The organism is Microcoleus sp. CAWBG27 (assembly GCF_020883145.1).
In the GTDB taxonomy this organism is placed as follows: domain Bacteria; phylum Cyanobacteriota; class Cyanobacteriia; order Cyanobacteriales; family Microcoleaceae; genus Microcoleus.
On the sequence record NZ_JAHREU010000107.1, the window covers coordinates 1 to 14573 of the forward strand.

Sequence of the window (14573 nt, forward strand, 5' to 3'; positions counted from 1 at the left end):
TTCTATCGCTTTCGCCTGGTTTACTGAACCATGTAACTGTAGTTAATTAGATCGTGTCTTCTCTGTTTAATCATCATGAGTAAGTGTCAGTAACATTGTACCTCATCTTTCTGAGAAAGGCTATACAAATGTACCTAAAATCGACTCCTCATTTATTTGATTATTTTGATGTCCTAAGTCTTTTCGCATTGCTAATAACATTTGACCGAACAACAGAATAGGAGTGGTTGAAGAATCTTGGTTGTTTGCGATTTGGCGAAACTTAATGTATAAATTTAAAACATCGTCAGACGCCCATAAAATTAAATCAGGTGTCATGTCATGGATGCTTTTCACTAACTCTTCTTCAGTTTTAGGTTCTTGCCCTAACTTTTGGGCAAATATACTATCAAAGAAAAGGTTAATAACTTTCTCATAGATCTCAACTTTTTTGGGCTTCTGTTCGTTGCGAATTTGAATATTAAAATTACCTGCAACTGTAATCAATGCGCCTAAAGAAGCAATTAGAATTGTAATAAATTGCCAAGGTGCTTGACCAATTTGATAAAATAAAGCGCAGATGATTGCAGCAAAAATTGCAATACCAATTAATCCAAGACCAGCATTTTGCCAATTTGTATTACTTTCCACTAACTTACTCTCCTTTAATAATCTTCATATTCTATGCTATCAACCATACAAATAATCTACACTATTAGACCTCTTGCATAAGTCTCGGATTGATACATAAACCGCAGATGTCAGACAGATAAACACAGATAAACGCAGATAATTTCAGGGTGCTTTCGGATTTTTGCAAGAAGTATGTTATATATTTTTGTTTTCCACTATTTCCAAAATCTCAACTATTGTGAGGATATAGCTATCCTACAGTATTGCGATCGCAAATAGTATAGCGCTTAATATCCTTTTTTTGCCAAACACCAGCCTGTCATTTCTCGAACTGAGGGCGATCGCGAAAATCCTTCGCATCGTTGCATTTTCGCGATCGCCCTCCTGGTGGAATGTCTGGGGTACTGCTGGCATTTGGTGGCGATCGCTCTTTTTTGACTCGCGGTATCAGCCTACCTCCTGGCCAATGATGTTGAAGACTAATGCAGTGATAGTGATATAATAGGCGATCGTTAAGCAAAATAGGCGATCGTACAATTCTTTACAGCGACTGAGAAAATAAAGATTATTACAGGAGAGTCGATCGAATTAAATGATTGATACTTCTTGACCTTATTCATCTTACCAATAAAAAAATATGCCCGATCAAATAATTAGCACAACTAATCAGTATATTTCTGAACCAAATCAGCATATTGAACAATATTTAGACTATTACTGTGAATTATCTCAGTCCCCTAAATTCGCTATCTTGCTTAAAGGAAAATGGGGCTGTGGTAAAACATGGTTTATAAATCAGTATCGTGAAAAATTAAAAACAGTAGGTAAAAAATCTTTATATCTCAGCCTATACGGCATCACTAATTATTCAGAAATAGAAGACAGTCTTTTTAAACAATTGAGTCCTTTGAATCATTTACTTGCATCTAAAGAGATGGTGATAGCGGGTAAAATCTTTAAAGGTTTGGTAAAAGGCACATTAAAAATTGATTTAGACAATGATGGTCAAGAAGATGGAAGATGGAGTTTATCTATTCCCGATATAGAGATAATTAAAAAATTTAAAGATTCTCAATTTAGCCTTTTAATATTTGATGACTTAGAACGTTGTAGCATAAATATTGAAAATATATTGGGATATATCAATAGTTTTGTAGATTCCCAAGACTTAAAAGTAGTCATAATTGCAAATGAAGATGAAATAAATAACGATCTAGACAAAAAAGAAAAATACAACAAAACCAAGGAAAAACTAATTGGGAAAACTTTTGACGTTTTTCCTGACCTTTCAGGGGCATTACATATAACCATTGCTCAAATATCTAATTCGCAAGTCAAAGAAATTTTGACAAAAAACTTGGCTCTCCTTGAAGAGTTGTACAGGCAAGCAAAATGTACAAATTTAAGAATATTGAACCAAGTAATCTTGGATTTTGAACGAATCTTTGAAAACCTACCAGAAAAAGCTCAGAATAAATCAAAATTAGTAGAAGAAGTCTTAGAAATATTAATAATTTTTTCTATTGAAATTTCTTGTGCCAGACTTCACCCCCAAGAAATTAGTCAAATAGATCGGAAGTTAGCTGAAGAAATAATGTCAGAGAGAAGGCGCAATAATTATAGTCATTTAACAGGAAAAAATAATGCAAATACTGATAATACTGAACATAAAGATTCTATATACAAAAAGTATCAAAACCTTTATAACTCCTATTATTTTAGTGGATTACTAGCTTTTTCTGGAGTGTATCCAAACTTATTATGGTGGGAAGCTTTTTTTGACAAAGGTCTGATCGATAGACAATCTTTAGAAGAATCACTGCCAAATTCCAAATTTTTTCAAGAGGACAATGCGCCCAACTGGATGAAATTGTTGCGTTATAGTAGGCTGACTGATGAAGAATTCGAGAAAACACTCAATCTAGTTAAATCAGAGTATCTAAATAGGGCCTTTGAGGATATTGGAATAATCAAGCATATTACCGGATTATTCTTGCTATTTTCTGATATTGAGGTATACAACAAGGACAAAAAATCTATTATTGATGAAGTCAAAAAATATATTGATGAACTCAAGAATTCTGGCAGACTAGATACAGAGTATAGTTCTAATCCATTCCCAGATGTTTATATGAATATTGAATTTAACAGTAAAGACGATCCTGGCTTTAGAGATTTTGATAATTATATTAAGCAATGTCAAGAAGAAGTAAGGATTCAAAATATGCCCAATGAAGCTAAAAAGATACTAGATATGATGCAAAATAACATCGCTATGTTTCAACATACAATATTTTTAAATCCTGCCAGCAATTTCGATAGTTTAGGACAAAAATATTATTATGATTATCCGCTCTTGAAATATTTACATCCTGAAGACTTTATAAAAATATTTTTGACGTTGCCTTATTACGATATGAGCTATATTTTTTATTGTCTAAGAAACAGATATAGCAACACAGTGTATGTGAAAAATTTAGTTGATGAGCTAATTTTTTTGAAAAATCTTCAAAGTTTATTACTAGCAGAAATTTCTGAAAAAAGAGGAAAAATTAGCGGATACTTATTAAGTTCTCTCAATAAAGAATACTTAGAAGGAATTATTAGTAATCTCGAACAAGTAGAACAACCTTTTTAAGGGTATTGACTCTGCGCCGTCTGTCACCCGCCCATCAAAAAAAACCAGACTTTTGATAGTCCTCAGCCTGCTTATCGGTATGGCAAGTCGAGCTTTTTCAACTTCCTGAGTGGCTTGAATCCATTTTTTGATTTTATTTGCAGTAGCACGTTGTTAGTTGTGTTGTTTCATTCACCGTAAATCTCTTTCAACACAACTGCCAATCCCGCATCTAGGTCTTGCAGCGCTTCATCTAGGCTCTCATAGCTATCTTTTCCGAACCACAGCATCCCACCACAATCGATCGCCCGCACAAAAGATGTTGAAGGACTCTCGCCCCCATCGCCGATTTCAATCCAGCCCTCATGTTCGTATACCCAACGGGTGATATTGGGGTACATCTGTTCTAATGAAAATTTCATCTGAGCTTTCTTGCCTCCTGTATCTGCATCTTCAATATAATGTCAGGTCTCAAACCTCAATAAAATTTTAATCCTGATGAAAAACCGTGAGGGCGGGGGGAGACAGGGAAGAACTATCTCCTTATCCAGTCCCGTGCTCGATCAAGTAGCAGATGCCATATTCTATACCCGCCATCCAGAGCGAGGCTACCACAGAATACAACCCTCAGAAAGGAGGCTGGTGTCGGAGCGGCCGAAAATTTGGCTGGGCGTAAGTTCCTTGCATCCTTGTTACTGACGCGATGCGAAATATCCTGCCATTTCAACGCTCATAATTCAGCAAACTTGATATTTTTTCAGGATCTGAGCCCTCTTCAACTCGCAGCACCGCTCGATCGGGGCCAGCTTGCTTGCGATCGAATCAGCCCACACTTCGCTACTTTCTGTAAAGTTTTGTAACAATAATCCATATTTTGCATAAAAGTAGCGGGTCGAGGCAGAGATATAGGTGGAGGGTTCTGGGTGTTGCAGCAGTGGCGGTTTTGCAAGGCACTTAGGTTTGTAGCTTTCCAAGGGATTGCACGAAACAGAGGAAAAATTGTGAAAGGAGTCTCTATTTTTAGATTGATGGTGGGGTTGGCAGTTGTCGGCTTCGGACAATTCAGCAAACCTCAACTTGCTGCAAGGGCAAATCAATCTCTCGTTGATAGTAGTGTCACGGCCAATTCTGACGTGATAAATAAGCCGCAAACTGTTGCTCAACAACCCAATTCCGGGCTGATAACTTGGAGAGAATTTATAGAACGCGGTGGGAGACGTTTTGTTGACCGCGATTATGATTTACCTACTGAGTTTAGAAATGGATATCTTTACATTAATGCAGGAGCCGATAATACTACAGGTTATATTCTAAAGCAAGGTTTATCTACCTACCCACCTGTAAAATCTGAAGTAAGAGAAATTGATTATGAAGAGGCAGATAGCTATGTAAAATCGGGCAAAGCAATTAAGTTTAACTGGGGAGGTGGAGCTGTTTCGGGTCGAATTTATGGAAAAGATACAGAACTTAGATTTGTAAAAGAAACAGGTCAATTCTGCTTAAGACTTACTTGTTTGGAAGCTCCTTTTATGACAAAGCAGGAAATTAACAAAATTTTGCGCTCTGAAAGACGGATTTCTCAAAAAAAATGAGGCAAACATCAAAACGCGATCGCCTCTGTTAAAACAAGTAGCTAGAGAGCGATCGCACCAACAAAAAATCTGAAAAAATAAAGTGTAAAAATGATGAAATATCGAGGGATGCAATGAAGTATTTGATATTGGGATTAATTGCCGTTCCTTTGTTGTCCGTGAAGGTTCTCGCGCAACCGAACCGCTATCCTGTCGCTGATTCGGTAACGATTGCAGCCAACAACGCGCCTGAAAAAGCGATCGATGAGTTAACAGACTGGATTTTCTATAGGCTGCACCCACAACTGAACAGCCGCAAAATTCGTTCTAACGAAACGCAGTATATTAACGAATGGGCTGCTATTAAAAAAGTATTGGGCGATGGTAATTTAGTTTACGAGCGAGGTTGTGGGTCTAATTTTGGGTGGCGGCTTTCCGAGTATGATACTCCGGGAAAATACGGGGTGGGAATAATTAGATTTAGTCCCGTGATGAATAAAGTAGCAGATGCAGTCTTTTATAGTCGTCATCCAGAGTTAGGCTACCGCAAAATACAACCATCAGAAACTTCACTAGCATCCGAGTGGTCAAAAATTCGGCAGGGGATTACGTTAATAGATCCTTGTTTCTACTGACACCTAATTAATATTTTCTGCTACTTCAAGGAGGAAAAATAATGAAAAAGCGATCGATTTTAAATGTGATACTGAGCTTGATATTTTTGAGTGTCAACAGTCCAGTAGTTTTGGCTCAAGGCCGAGATGCCTCTGCAAGCAAACCTGCTGCTTGCAACCAACCTCAAACCCAAGCTGAAATAAACAATTGTTTTTTGGCTCTTTATAAACAAGCAGATACCAAGCTTAATGAGGTCTACAAACAAGTTATATCAAAACTAAATCAGCGCGATAGAAACAAACTAATTGACGAACAACTCACTTGGATTCCGCGTCGCGATACTACTTGCCAAAACAAAGTTCGATCGGATAGAGGAGGAGGAGGTAGCAATTATGGATATGTGCTTAATTCTTGTCTTACTAGAGTTACCGAACAACGTACAGCGGAATTAGAGAAATATTTACAGAAGTAAAGGAGCAAGAGCTATGGGAAAGTTAAACAGTTCAACTAAATTTCTCACCTTACTAATCGGCACAATTGTCATTTTTGTGACTTGGGTAACAGCAGTCAATGCTCAAGTACAACTGACAGATAACTCGAAACTAGCGCTAAATGGCATCGGGCCAATTCGAGTGGGTATGACTGTTGATGAAGCTTCGCGGGCTGCGGGAGTGAGATTGGTAAAAAGTTATGAGCCTCTAAATGAAGAGTTTTGTTCCTATTTTAAGGCACAGGTCGAACCAAAAGGAATTGGCTTTATGGTAACAAAAGGTCGCATTGTCAGAGTTGATATTAGCAACGAACGGGTTACTACCATTAAAGGAGCCAAAATTGGAGATACTGAAGAGCAGATATTTTCTCTATACCCAGGACAAATTAGAGTTATCAAAAATCCGTTAAGCGGTCGCGGAAACAACTTGACATTTGTGCCACGAGATGCGGCAGATAGCAATTATCGTTTAATTTTTCAGACAGGAATTGACAAGCGTGTTAAATATTTCAGGTCTGGGCAACTCCCTCAAGTTGAGTATATAGAAGGCTGTTCTTAATACTCTCGGTCAAGTGAATGAATTAGAAAAGTATTGAATACAGACATAGAGGAGGAATAGCACTCGATGCGAAAGTTAAAGAGTTTACCCAAGTTTTTCACCTTACTAATCAGCACAATTGTCATTGTTGCCGTTTGGGCAACATCAGTCAATGCTCAAGCACAACTAACAGAGCGATCGAAACTAGCACTGAATGGCATCGGGCCGATCAAAGTGAGAATGACTGTAGATGAAGCATCGCGGGCTGCGGGAGTGAGATTGGTAAAAGGCAGTAGTGGTCGTCTGTGTTCTTACTTCAAACTACAGGAAGATCCAAAAGGGATTGGCTTTCTGGTAACAAAGGGCAGAATTGCTACAGTTCAGATTGGAAACAAGAACATTACTAGCATGAAAGGAGCTAAAATTGGAGATACTGAGGAGCAAATTTTTTCTCTCTATCCCGGACAAATTATAGTTACTAAAAACCCATTAGGCGGTTCGGGAAATAACTTGACATTTGTTCCGCGAGATGCAGCGGATAGCAATTATCGTTTGATTTTCTGGACGCTTAATAGGCGCGTTATCTATTTCACATCAGGGCAACTTCCTGAAGTTGAGTATTCAGAAGGGTGTTTGTAATCTGGCAAGTAATGTATATTTTTGATATCAACTACAAAGGAGACAAAAAAGATGAGAAAAAAAGGTAAAGTGTTGTCCACTACAGTTGCAACCTTGGTGATTTTAGGAGTTGGCTGTTTGGTCGAATCAAAGCACAGCCTGGGATTGGCAACGAAAACTGAAAGCTTACTAACAGCAGGAAGTCCCACTGAGTTAAAAATAGCTCAATCACAAGATCCATGTCCAAGAGGCCATAGCGTTGCTCCAACTAAAGAAACCAGAAAAATTAGAGAGGAAAAATTTGGGTTCTCGTTTGATATTCCAACTAACTATCAAACAGAAAAAAGGCAGGATGATACTCTGACAATAAGTTTGTACAACCCTGCTGATATTAAATTATTAGAATGTGGCAAAAAAAATCGGTTACGTGGCTACGGTCATCAAACTTTACCTGTGTGGGTGAGGGTGCAACCGGCCACATCGGAAACTCGGCTGATTCCTGAAATTAATTCAACTACTCTGAGATTAGAAAATATTAGAGAGACAACAATTGCTAAGCAAAAAGCTTTCGTTTATATTAAAAAGTCTAGTATGACAGGAAAAACAGATGACGTGGATACTTCTTTGACAGCTAATTTTCTTACCCCTGACAAGCGAAACCTAGTTACTATTTCTACTTTTAACTATGGAGACAAAATTAGTGCTGTGGAAGAGAAAGTATTTAACACAGTAGTTTCATCATTTGCTTTTGTGAGATAATTGGAGACGAAGAAAGGAGAGTTTATGAAAGGAATCTCGCTTTTAAGTATAATAATAATTTTGACTGTTGTTCCTTCTAACTCTTGGCCAGTCTTTGCAGAGCTAAAACAAGACAGCCCAACACCAAGCCCGATCGCTCAGCGACAGCCTAATTGCAACAACCCTCAAACTGACATAGAGATTAAGGAGTGCATACGACTGAGGTATGAAGCAGCCGACACTCGGCTGAATGAGGTTTACAAGCAATTGGTTGCCAAATTAAGTCGCGAAGAGCGATCGCTAATTTCTGAAGCACAACAAGGATGGATTGAGTTGAGAGAAAACAACTGCCACTTTGAAGTTTACGGAAGTCGGATGGGCACGGGTTATCGAGGTTTTCTGAATGAATGCAGGGAACGCATGACCCAACAGCGGACTGCTGAATTAGAAAAGTATTTAAGAGAAAGATAAACGAGAGAAGGGTTTATGAAAGTGCGATCGCTTTTAAGTTTAATAATAAGTTGTGCAGTATTGGCCGCTGGTTCCTTATCAGTTTTTGCACAGTCTCAGCGATATCCGACAGATGCCGAAATTCAGCGACTCATCAGAGAATTCCAACAACGAGCATCTTCAAAGCCTTAATGTAGCAAGAGCTGCACCAGGCTCTGATATTTATACATCTCCACAACTCCCTCAAGACCCTACAAAGTTAGCTGTATCAAGAGCTAACCCGCAAGAAAATTCTAAGATTCTTAGAGAATTCAAGGCGGCTGGGTGTACTGCTTCCATACGCTGAGTCAAATAAAGGCTGAAACAATCAACAATCAAAATGAGGATAGAGTTTATGAAAGGGCGATCGCTTCTTAGTTTAATCATGAGTTTTGCAATAATTGCGACTGGTTCATTATCAGTATTGGCAAATTCTGACCGATATCCGACCGATGCCGAACTTAAAAAGTTGAGGCTGGATTTTGAGAAACAGATTAATTCGTTCCAACAAACGAGCCGAAAAGATACTCCAGAAATTAACCAGTTGAGAGCTTTTAGATCGGCTTGGTCAAAAGTAGATCCAGGTGTGGTTCCTTTTTTGGGGTCGTACAGAGCATTAGAAGAAGGAAAATTTATTTATCCTTCAAATACCAAAGGTTGTGTTTGTATCATTGATATAGGACTCAATGGTGAAAGAGGAAATACAGTAGAATCTCACGGTATATCATTGACAGTTGGTTCCGTGTCTAATGGAACTATCCGTACAAGTAACAATAATGTATTTATCATAAAAGGAGATCATTTAGGAGACACATACGTCCGAGGAAATGAAGCAAGGCTTTACGGTTATAGTCTGACAGGTTCATTAAAAGCTCCAAGCGTTACACATATTCCTGGGTTCAATATCAACTACTTACCTGAGTGGGTAAAGCAGGAGATAATTCAGAAGTTTAAGGCGGCTGGGTGTAGTGCTTCACTACCAAACAGACGGTAAATGTATACGGATGAACCAATTCACTAAAAAATGAGGAGATAAATAATGAAAGGGATCTCGATTCTTAGTCTAATGACAACTTTGACCGTCTTGACTGTCAGCTATGCACCAATCTATGCACAGCCTCAGCCAAAGCTAGGAGGGATAACCTCTCAAGTAGCTCAGAACATCAATCAATTTCAACGATTTGAGATTGGAAAACTGAGCACAGGTGAAAAGGTGTTGCGAGTTCCCAGAGAAGTTATGTCGCAAAGTTCATTTAGAGAAGCTATTCAACGACAGATTCGTAACAGTGCTACCCAAATTGATAGACCTATAAATGGTGTTTTTTTGTTAGATGGCAGTCAAATGTTATTTGCGGGTTACGATGTCGAATCAATTTTAGATTTCAAAGCTGGGAATCAAAATTATTGGGTGACTAGAGTTAGAGCGCAAGATGGTGCTGGAAGATTAGAGCTATCCAAACCAAGATTTGTTAATGTCAAAGTAGTGAATATCAATACTTCTCAGTACCAATTCATCGACGACTTTAAAAAAGACAACAAAGTCAATGGTTTTTTCTATGCAAGTACCCGAAATGGAAATGGCTTGAATGTTGAGGTGGTCACATATTTAGTAGACCTTCGCATTGCTGTTGCAAATCCCGAGCGAAATGTGGTGGTGTGTGAATCTTCTAGGTACACGCAGCTACGAAATGGGGTATCTCCCACAAAGAACAACCCAAACTGTAAACCAGGCAATAGGTGATATGCGTCGATAGTTCTTTTCAACTCAACACAAATGGACAGGGCGATTCTTTACGAGATAGCTCCGCTTCACCCACGAACAAAGTATTTTTTAGTAAACAGAAAGGAAAAATTATGAAAGGGCGATCGATTCTTAGTTTAATGGCAAGTTTAACAATCTTAGGGATTGGAGCATTCATAAAGCTGCCACCTGCAACTGCTGAACCCGCATCTATTTTCAGACCGCTAATCCGGGATATTCAAACTCAACTCCCTAGAGGTATGGTGATGCGATTGCCTGCTGTTATTCCCAACCCGCCAAGTGGCATACCTGGATATCGACCAACATTAATACCTTCTAACGATCGAGAAGGAGGATATTTTGCCATTGTATTAGTTACATCTAATTGTCCTGAAACGCGCCTTGTAGCCGTATGCGATACGGGACGTATTGTTGTTGAAAGACGTAATTCAAACACCAACCAGAGGCTTCGTGAATATCAGCAACAAGGGAGTTCAATCAGCTTCAAAACAGGAGTTCGCGGCTTTTATCGTTCTTACATTCAGCCTACCCGAGGACAAATGCACGAAATTATGTGGGAACAAGACGGCATGATTTTCATGGTCATGTCTCGCTCGATGTCGAGGGAGCAAGTAATTAATGTTGCTATTTCGATGGCGAACGAACCTCCCATTAAGGCTAAAAACTAAAAATAAGGAGGCGATTATCAAACTTGGACGGAATCAGATAAAGAATTACTCAGGCGTTCAGATAGGGCAGTGCTAGAAAGGACGCCTATCACTTTAAAGCAAGGTATTGAGGGTCTTTTCGTCGTTCAAAATTCTGGAGGACCTTCAACACCACCTTCTTTGAGCGTGATTTGGAAGCAAGATGGTTTAGATTATCGGGTAAGTGTAGGATGCAGATTGGATCGCAATGGAAATGCAATCAAACCTCTCAAGTCAGACTTTATTAATTTAGCTAGTTCGATGGCTGACGAGCCTCCGATAAAAAGTGTTAGGTAGGATGCAGAAAAACTCATGAAAAACAAATTGTTTTTAAGTTTAACGGTAAGTCTGGCAGTTATAAGTTATGTTTCATTACCAGTCTTAGCACAATCCCAGCGCTATCCGACGGATGCAGAATTGCGGCAATTATCCCGAGAATTCCAGCAGGAAATCATACCTCAAGCCCAGCAGTCCAGACAATTCGGTTCGGGGCAGCGGCATCAAGCATTAGAAGCTTTTACGAGAGCTTGGTCGCGAATTGACCCGGCAACAGCTTCTTTTTTAGGTAGTTGGACTAGCGGTGAAGATGATTTGACAATCTATCCCTCAGCGGTTCCCGGTCGCACCTGCGTTATTTGGACGCTGGCAGCCGGCAGCGGCAAAGTCAACGCTTTCTTCAGTATTGGATCTGCCTCTAACGGACAGCTCAAAGTTAAAAGCAGCGGGTGGTACAATAATTTCCTTCGGGACGGTGGATTTCTCATCCGGCAGGGCAATTATTTGGGCATAGCTGCTGTCGAGATAGACCGACCGAGAATCTCTCTTTACAGCGCTTTTTCCCAACCCCTTAGAGCTATTGAAACAATACCGTTTGCTACTAGAGAAGAAAAAGAGCGGGTTGTCAGGCAATTTTATGCAGCTCGCTGTACCGTTTCTTTACCAAACCAACGATAGATTCACGCAGCAGAAAAACTCATGAAAAACAAATCGCTTTTAAGTTTAACGGTAACTTTGATAATTGTCGGAGTCGGAGTATTTTCACCGATACCTGCAATTGCCGAACCCGATCCTGTATTCAAACCCATTATCGGCGAAATTAAAAACAAACTCCCCAGCAACTTAGTCTTTCGACTGCCAAGTCGTTTACCTGGATCTATTACTAGAGAGATGTCTCCCCAATTAATATTTGATGTCAACAGCGAACGCGCTCATCTTGCCCTCGAAGACAAAAACTGTCCTCCACGCTTTAGTAGGGGAGGAAGAGGTACGAGAGGATATAATCTAGTTTGCTTGCGTTTCTCAGTTGCCTCAAGCACCCTTGCATCGAAATATTATCAAGAGGATAGACAGCGGGGTTCGGGAGCAGATGCTATTGAACTATCTAGAAACCAAAATGGCTACCATTTTCAAGGTGCAGATTGGAATACAGTATCGTGGGTTCAAGATAATAATTATTTCAAAATATATTCTGGCTCTGTTCGTCGTAATGAATTAATTGAAGTTGCTCGTTCGATGGTAGCTAAGTCTCAGGTGATAAATGGGCGAGTACAAAATGTTGCTCAACAACCCAAGTCTGAGCTTATAACTTGGAAAGAATTTGTAGAACAAGGTGGGGGACGTGAAATCCGTACTGATTATGACTTACCTGAAGAATTTAGGAATGGTTTCGTTTACTTTAATTATAAACCTAGTGCTATTCAAGCCTATATTTTAAAGAGCGGTTTATCTAGCTACCCACCTCTGGATGGTGGAATAGAGTCAATTGACCCTGCTTTGGGAGAGAAGTATGTAAAATCTGGCAAAGCAATTAAGTTTTACTGGAATTTAGGTAACTCTGGTTTGAAATATGCAAATGACACTCAAGTTAGATTCTCCGAGAAAGGAACTGGTCGTTTGGGAAGTACCTATTTAACAGCTCCTTTTATGACAAACGAGCAAATCAGCCGCATTCTGCGTTCAAAAAGACCCATCGCATCCAAAAATTGAGGTAAATATGAAAAAGCGATCGATTTTGGGTTTGATAACGAGTTTGACAATTTTAGGTGCTGCTTCCTGTTTATTAGGAGGAGCAGCCAAAGCTGAAACCAAGACAGCCGAATCTGGGAATGTGAGAGCAGAAGTTTCATTTGAACCCACCAGCGGACTTTGTTCGCAAAACCCGCAACTGAGATTGCTCCGGGGCGGTCAAACAGTTTTCAATCAAAATATACCGAAAAAAGAAGTGGGCTACTGTCGGTTATCTGACCTTCAAGTTCGGGACTTAGATAAAGACAGCGAACCAGAAATTATATTAGATGTATATTCTGGTGGCGCTCACTGTTGCACGTCATTTCTGATTTACCGCTACGATGTCAAAACCAAAAAATACACAGCCATCACTCATCGCTGGGGAAACTGCCGCGGTCCTAAAATTGAGGATTTAGATAAAGATGGAAATGTAGAATTTGTCACTCACGACGATCGCTTTTCATATAAGTTTTCATCTTATGCCGGATCTCGTTATCCATTACAAATTTGGCAGTACCGTCAGGGAAAAATGATAGATGCCACACGGCGCTATTCCCAACAAGTTAAAAATCATGCCGCTCAACTATGGCAAGAATACATTAAAACACAAACTCAATCTGAGGGAGGTAAAGCAATCTTAGCTGCTTACTTGGCTGACAAATATTCCTTGGGCGAAGGTGAGGATGGATGGAGGCGGGTGCAAGAAGCTTACAAAGAGAGCGATCGCCAACAATTTTTCAGTAACTTGCAAAAATTTCTTGGAGAGACTGGATACATTCGTTAAAAATAGATTTGATGGGTAACGTTAACTATTTTACAATCAGGAGAAAGAATTGATGAAAGGGCGATCGATATTTTATTTAATGTTAAGTTTGGTGTTTTTTGGAATCAGCACTCCAGTGGTTTTAGGTCAGGGGCGAGATTCCTCTGCTAGCGAACCTGCTGTTTGCAACCAACCTCAAACCACGCCTCAAATAAACAATTGTGGTGCTGCTCTTTACCGACAAGCAGATCGCCGGCTCAATGAAGTCTACAAACAAGTAATATCGAAGCTGAATCGGCGCGACCGAGAAAATTTGATTGACGAACAATTAGCTTGGATTCAGCGACGCGATGCTAGTTGCAAAGACCCAGGTAGAACGGGTACTTCCTATCCAGGTGTTCGCGATGCTTGTCTTGCTAGCGAGACAGACAAACGTACAGCAGAGTTAGAGAAATATTTACAGAAATAAAGGAGCAAGAGCGATCGATGCGAAAGTTAAACAGTTCAACTAAGTTTGTCACCTTACTAATCAGCACAATTGTTATTGTTGCGGTTTGGGTAACAGCAGTAAACGCTCAAGCGCAACTGACAGAGAACTCGAAATTAGCACTGAATGGAATTGGGCCGATCCGAGTCGGAATGACAGTTGATGAAGCATCCCGCGCTGCGGGAGTTAAATTAGTTTTTGTAATGAACGGACCTGATGCGTACACTTGCTCTTATTTTAGACCGGAAACAGAGCCAAAAGGAATTAATTTTATGGTAACAAAGGGGCGTATTGCCAGAATTGATATTAGCGATCGGCGAATAACTACTATCAAAGGTGCAAAAATCGGGGATACTGAAGACCGAATTATTTCTCTGTATCCAGGGCAGATTCAAATAACTAAAACTCCTCTCACGGCTAGGCCGGAGGGAAATCCCAAAAATTTAACTTTCGTTGTATCGGCTCAATAAGTAGGGGTAGCAGTTAATCTGGCTGCCAAGACAATCCCAAGGGATAAAGAGCAGATTTGGAGCGAATAATAGTGGACAGAGAGGGAATAACTCCAAGTTGAGAAATTCGG

Annotated in this window: 20 protein-coding genes; 17 read left to right on the forward strand and 3 right to left on the reverse strand. The window is 39.7% G+C overall.

What is annotated here, in order from left to right:
• Positions 1-120 precede the first annotated feature (120 nt).
• Both QZ938_RS31255 and QZ938_RS31260 read right to left on the reverse strand, forming a co-directional pair.
• A complete protein-coding gene (locus QZ938_RS31255) occupies positions 121-630 on the reverse strand; it encodes a hypothetical protein (RefSeq protein ID WP_293355994.1) in 510 nt (169 codons plus the stop codon).
• 237 nt (positions 631-867) lie between these two features.
• Positions 868-1026 carry a hypothetical protein gene (locus QZ938_RS31260; RefSeq protein WP_293355997.1) on the reverse strand — a complete coding sequence of 53 codons (159 nt, stop codon included), beginning with the start codon at positions 1024-1026 and terminating at the stop codon, positions 868-870.
• Positions 1027-1249: 223 nt separating this feature from the next.
• Here QZ938_RS31260 and QZ938_RS31265 point away from each other — a divergent pair, with 223 nt between their 5' ends.
• Complete coding sequence (locus QZ938_RS31265; RefSeq protein ID WP_293356000.1) at positions 1250-3250, forward strand: P-loop NTPase fold protein; 2001 nt, start codon at positions 1250-1252, stop codon at positions 3248-3250.
• A 167-nt stretch (positions 3251-3417) separates the two neighbouring features.
• On the opposite strand, the gene QZ938_RS31270 is transcribed toward QZ938_RS31265, so the two are convergent.
• On the reverse strand, positions 3418-3651 hold the full coding sequence (locus QZ938_RS31270) for a hypothetical protein (RefSeq protein ID WP_293356003.1): 234 nt from the start codon (positions 3649-3651) through the stop codon (positions 3418-3420).
• Between the two features lie 76 nt (positions 3652-3727).
• Here QZ938_RS31270 and QZ938_RS31275 point away from each other — a divergent pair, with 76 nt between their 5' ends.
• The 16 genes from QZ938_RS31275 (at position 3728) to QZ938_RS31350 (ending at position 14463) form a co-directional block, all read left to right on the forward strand.
• On the forward strand, positions 3728-3928 hold the full coding sequence (locus QZ938_RS31275; protein ID WP_293356006.1) for a hypothetical protein: 201 nt from the start codon (positions 3728-3730) through the stop codon (positions 3926-3928).
• A 224-nt stretch (positions 3929-4152) separates the two neighbouring features.
• Positions 4153-4821 (forward strand): hypothetical protein, encoded by a 669-nt coding sequence (locus QZ938_RS31280; RefSeq protein ID WP_293356009.1) that lies wholly within the window; start codon positions 4153-4155, stop codon positions 4819-4821.
• Positions 4822-4934: 113 nt separating this feature from the next.
• Entirely contained in the window at positions 4935-5435 is a 501-nt protein-coding gene (locus QZ938_RS31285; protein ID WP_293356012.1) for a hypothetical protein, read from the forward strand.
• A 41-nt stretch (positions 5436-5476) separates the two neighbouring features.
• Positions 5477-5887 (forward strand): lysozyme inhibitor LprI family protein, encoded by a 411-nt coding sequence (locus tag QZ938_RS31290; protein WP_293356015.1) that lies wholly within the window; start codon positions 5477-5479, stop codon positions 5885-5887.
• A 13-nt stretch (positions 5888-5900) separates the two neighbouring features.
• Positions 5901-6464, forward strand: coding sequence for a hypothetical protein (locus QZ938_RS31295; RefSeq protein WP_293356018.1), 564 nt, complete (start codon positions 5901-5903; stop codon positions 6462-6464).
• A gap of 66 nt (positions 6465-6530) precedes the next feature.
• A complete protein-coding gene (locus QZ938_RS31300) occupies positions 6531-7082 on the forward strand; it encodes a hypothetical protein (protein ID WP_293356021.1) in 552 nt (183 codons plus the stop codon).
• Between the two features lie 51 nt (positions 7083-7133).
• Positions 7134-7820 (forward strand): hypothetical protein, encoded by a 687-nt coding sequence (locus QZ938_RS31305; protein WP_293356024.1) that lies wholly within the window; start codon positions 7134-7136, stop codon positions 7818-7820.
• Positions 7821-7844: 24 nt separating this feature from the next.
• Complete coding sequence (locus QZ938_RS31310; RefSeq protein ID WP_293356027.1) at positions 7845-8270, forward strand: lysozyme inhibitor LprI family protein; 426 nt, start codon at positions 7845-7847, stop codon at positions 8268-8270.
• 373 nt (positions 8271-8643) lie between these two features.
• Complete coding sequence (locus tag QZ938_RS31315) at positions 8644-9282, forward strand: hypothetical protein (RefSeq protein ID WP_293356031.1); 639 nt, start codon at positions 8644-8646, stop codon at positions 9280-9282.
• 72 nt (positions 9283-9354) lie between these two features.
• Entirely contained in the window at positions 9355-10029 is a 675-nt protein-coding gene (locus tag QZ938_RS31320) for a hypothetical protein (protein WP_293356034.1), read from the forward strand.
• Positions 10030-10142: 113 nt separating this feature from the next.
• Entirely contained in the window at positions 10143-10718 is a 576-nt protein-coding gene (locus QZ938_RS31325) for a hypothetical protein (RefSeq protein WP_293356037.1), read from the forward strand.
• Positions 10719-11048: 330 nt separating this feature from the next.
• Positions 11049-11690 (forward strand): hypothetical protein, encoded by a 642-nt coding sequence (locus QZ938_RS31330; protein WP_293356040.1) that lies wholly within the window; start codon positions 11049-11051, stop codon positions 11688-11690.
• Between the two features lie 21 nt (positions 11691-11711).
• Positions 11712-12722 carry a hypothetical protein gene (locus QZ938_RS31335; RefSeq protein WP_293356043.1) on the forward strand — a complete coding sequence of 337 codons (1011 nt, stop codon included), beginning with the start codon at positions 11712-11714 and terminating at the stop codon, positions 12720-12722.
• Between the two features lie 7 nt (positions 12723-12729).
• Positions 12730-13527: a hypothetical protein gene (locus QZ938_RS31340; RefSeq protein WP_293356046.1), complete on the forward strand. Its 798-nt coding sequence runs from the start codon at positions 12730-12732 to the stop codon at positions 13525-13527.
• A gap of 52 nt (positions 13528-13579) precedes the next feature.
• On the forward strand, positions 13580-13975 hold the full coding sequence (locus tag QZ938_RS31345; protein ID WP_293356049.1) for a lysozyme inhibitor LprI family protein: 396 nt from the start codon (positions 13580-13582) through the stop codon (positions 13973-13975).
• A 17-nt stretch (positions 13976-13992) separates the two neighbouring features.
• Positions 13993-14463: a hypothetical protein gene (locus QZ938_RS31350; RefSeq protein WP_293356052.1), complete on the forward strand. Its 471-nt coding sequence runs from the start codon at positions 13993-13995 to the stop codon at positions 14461-14463.
• Positions 14464-14573: the final 110 nt, after the last annotated feature.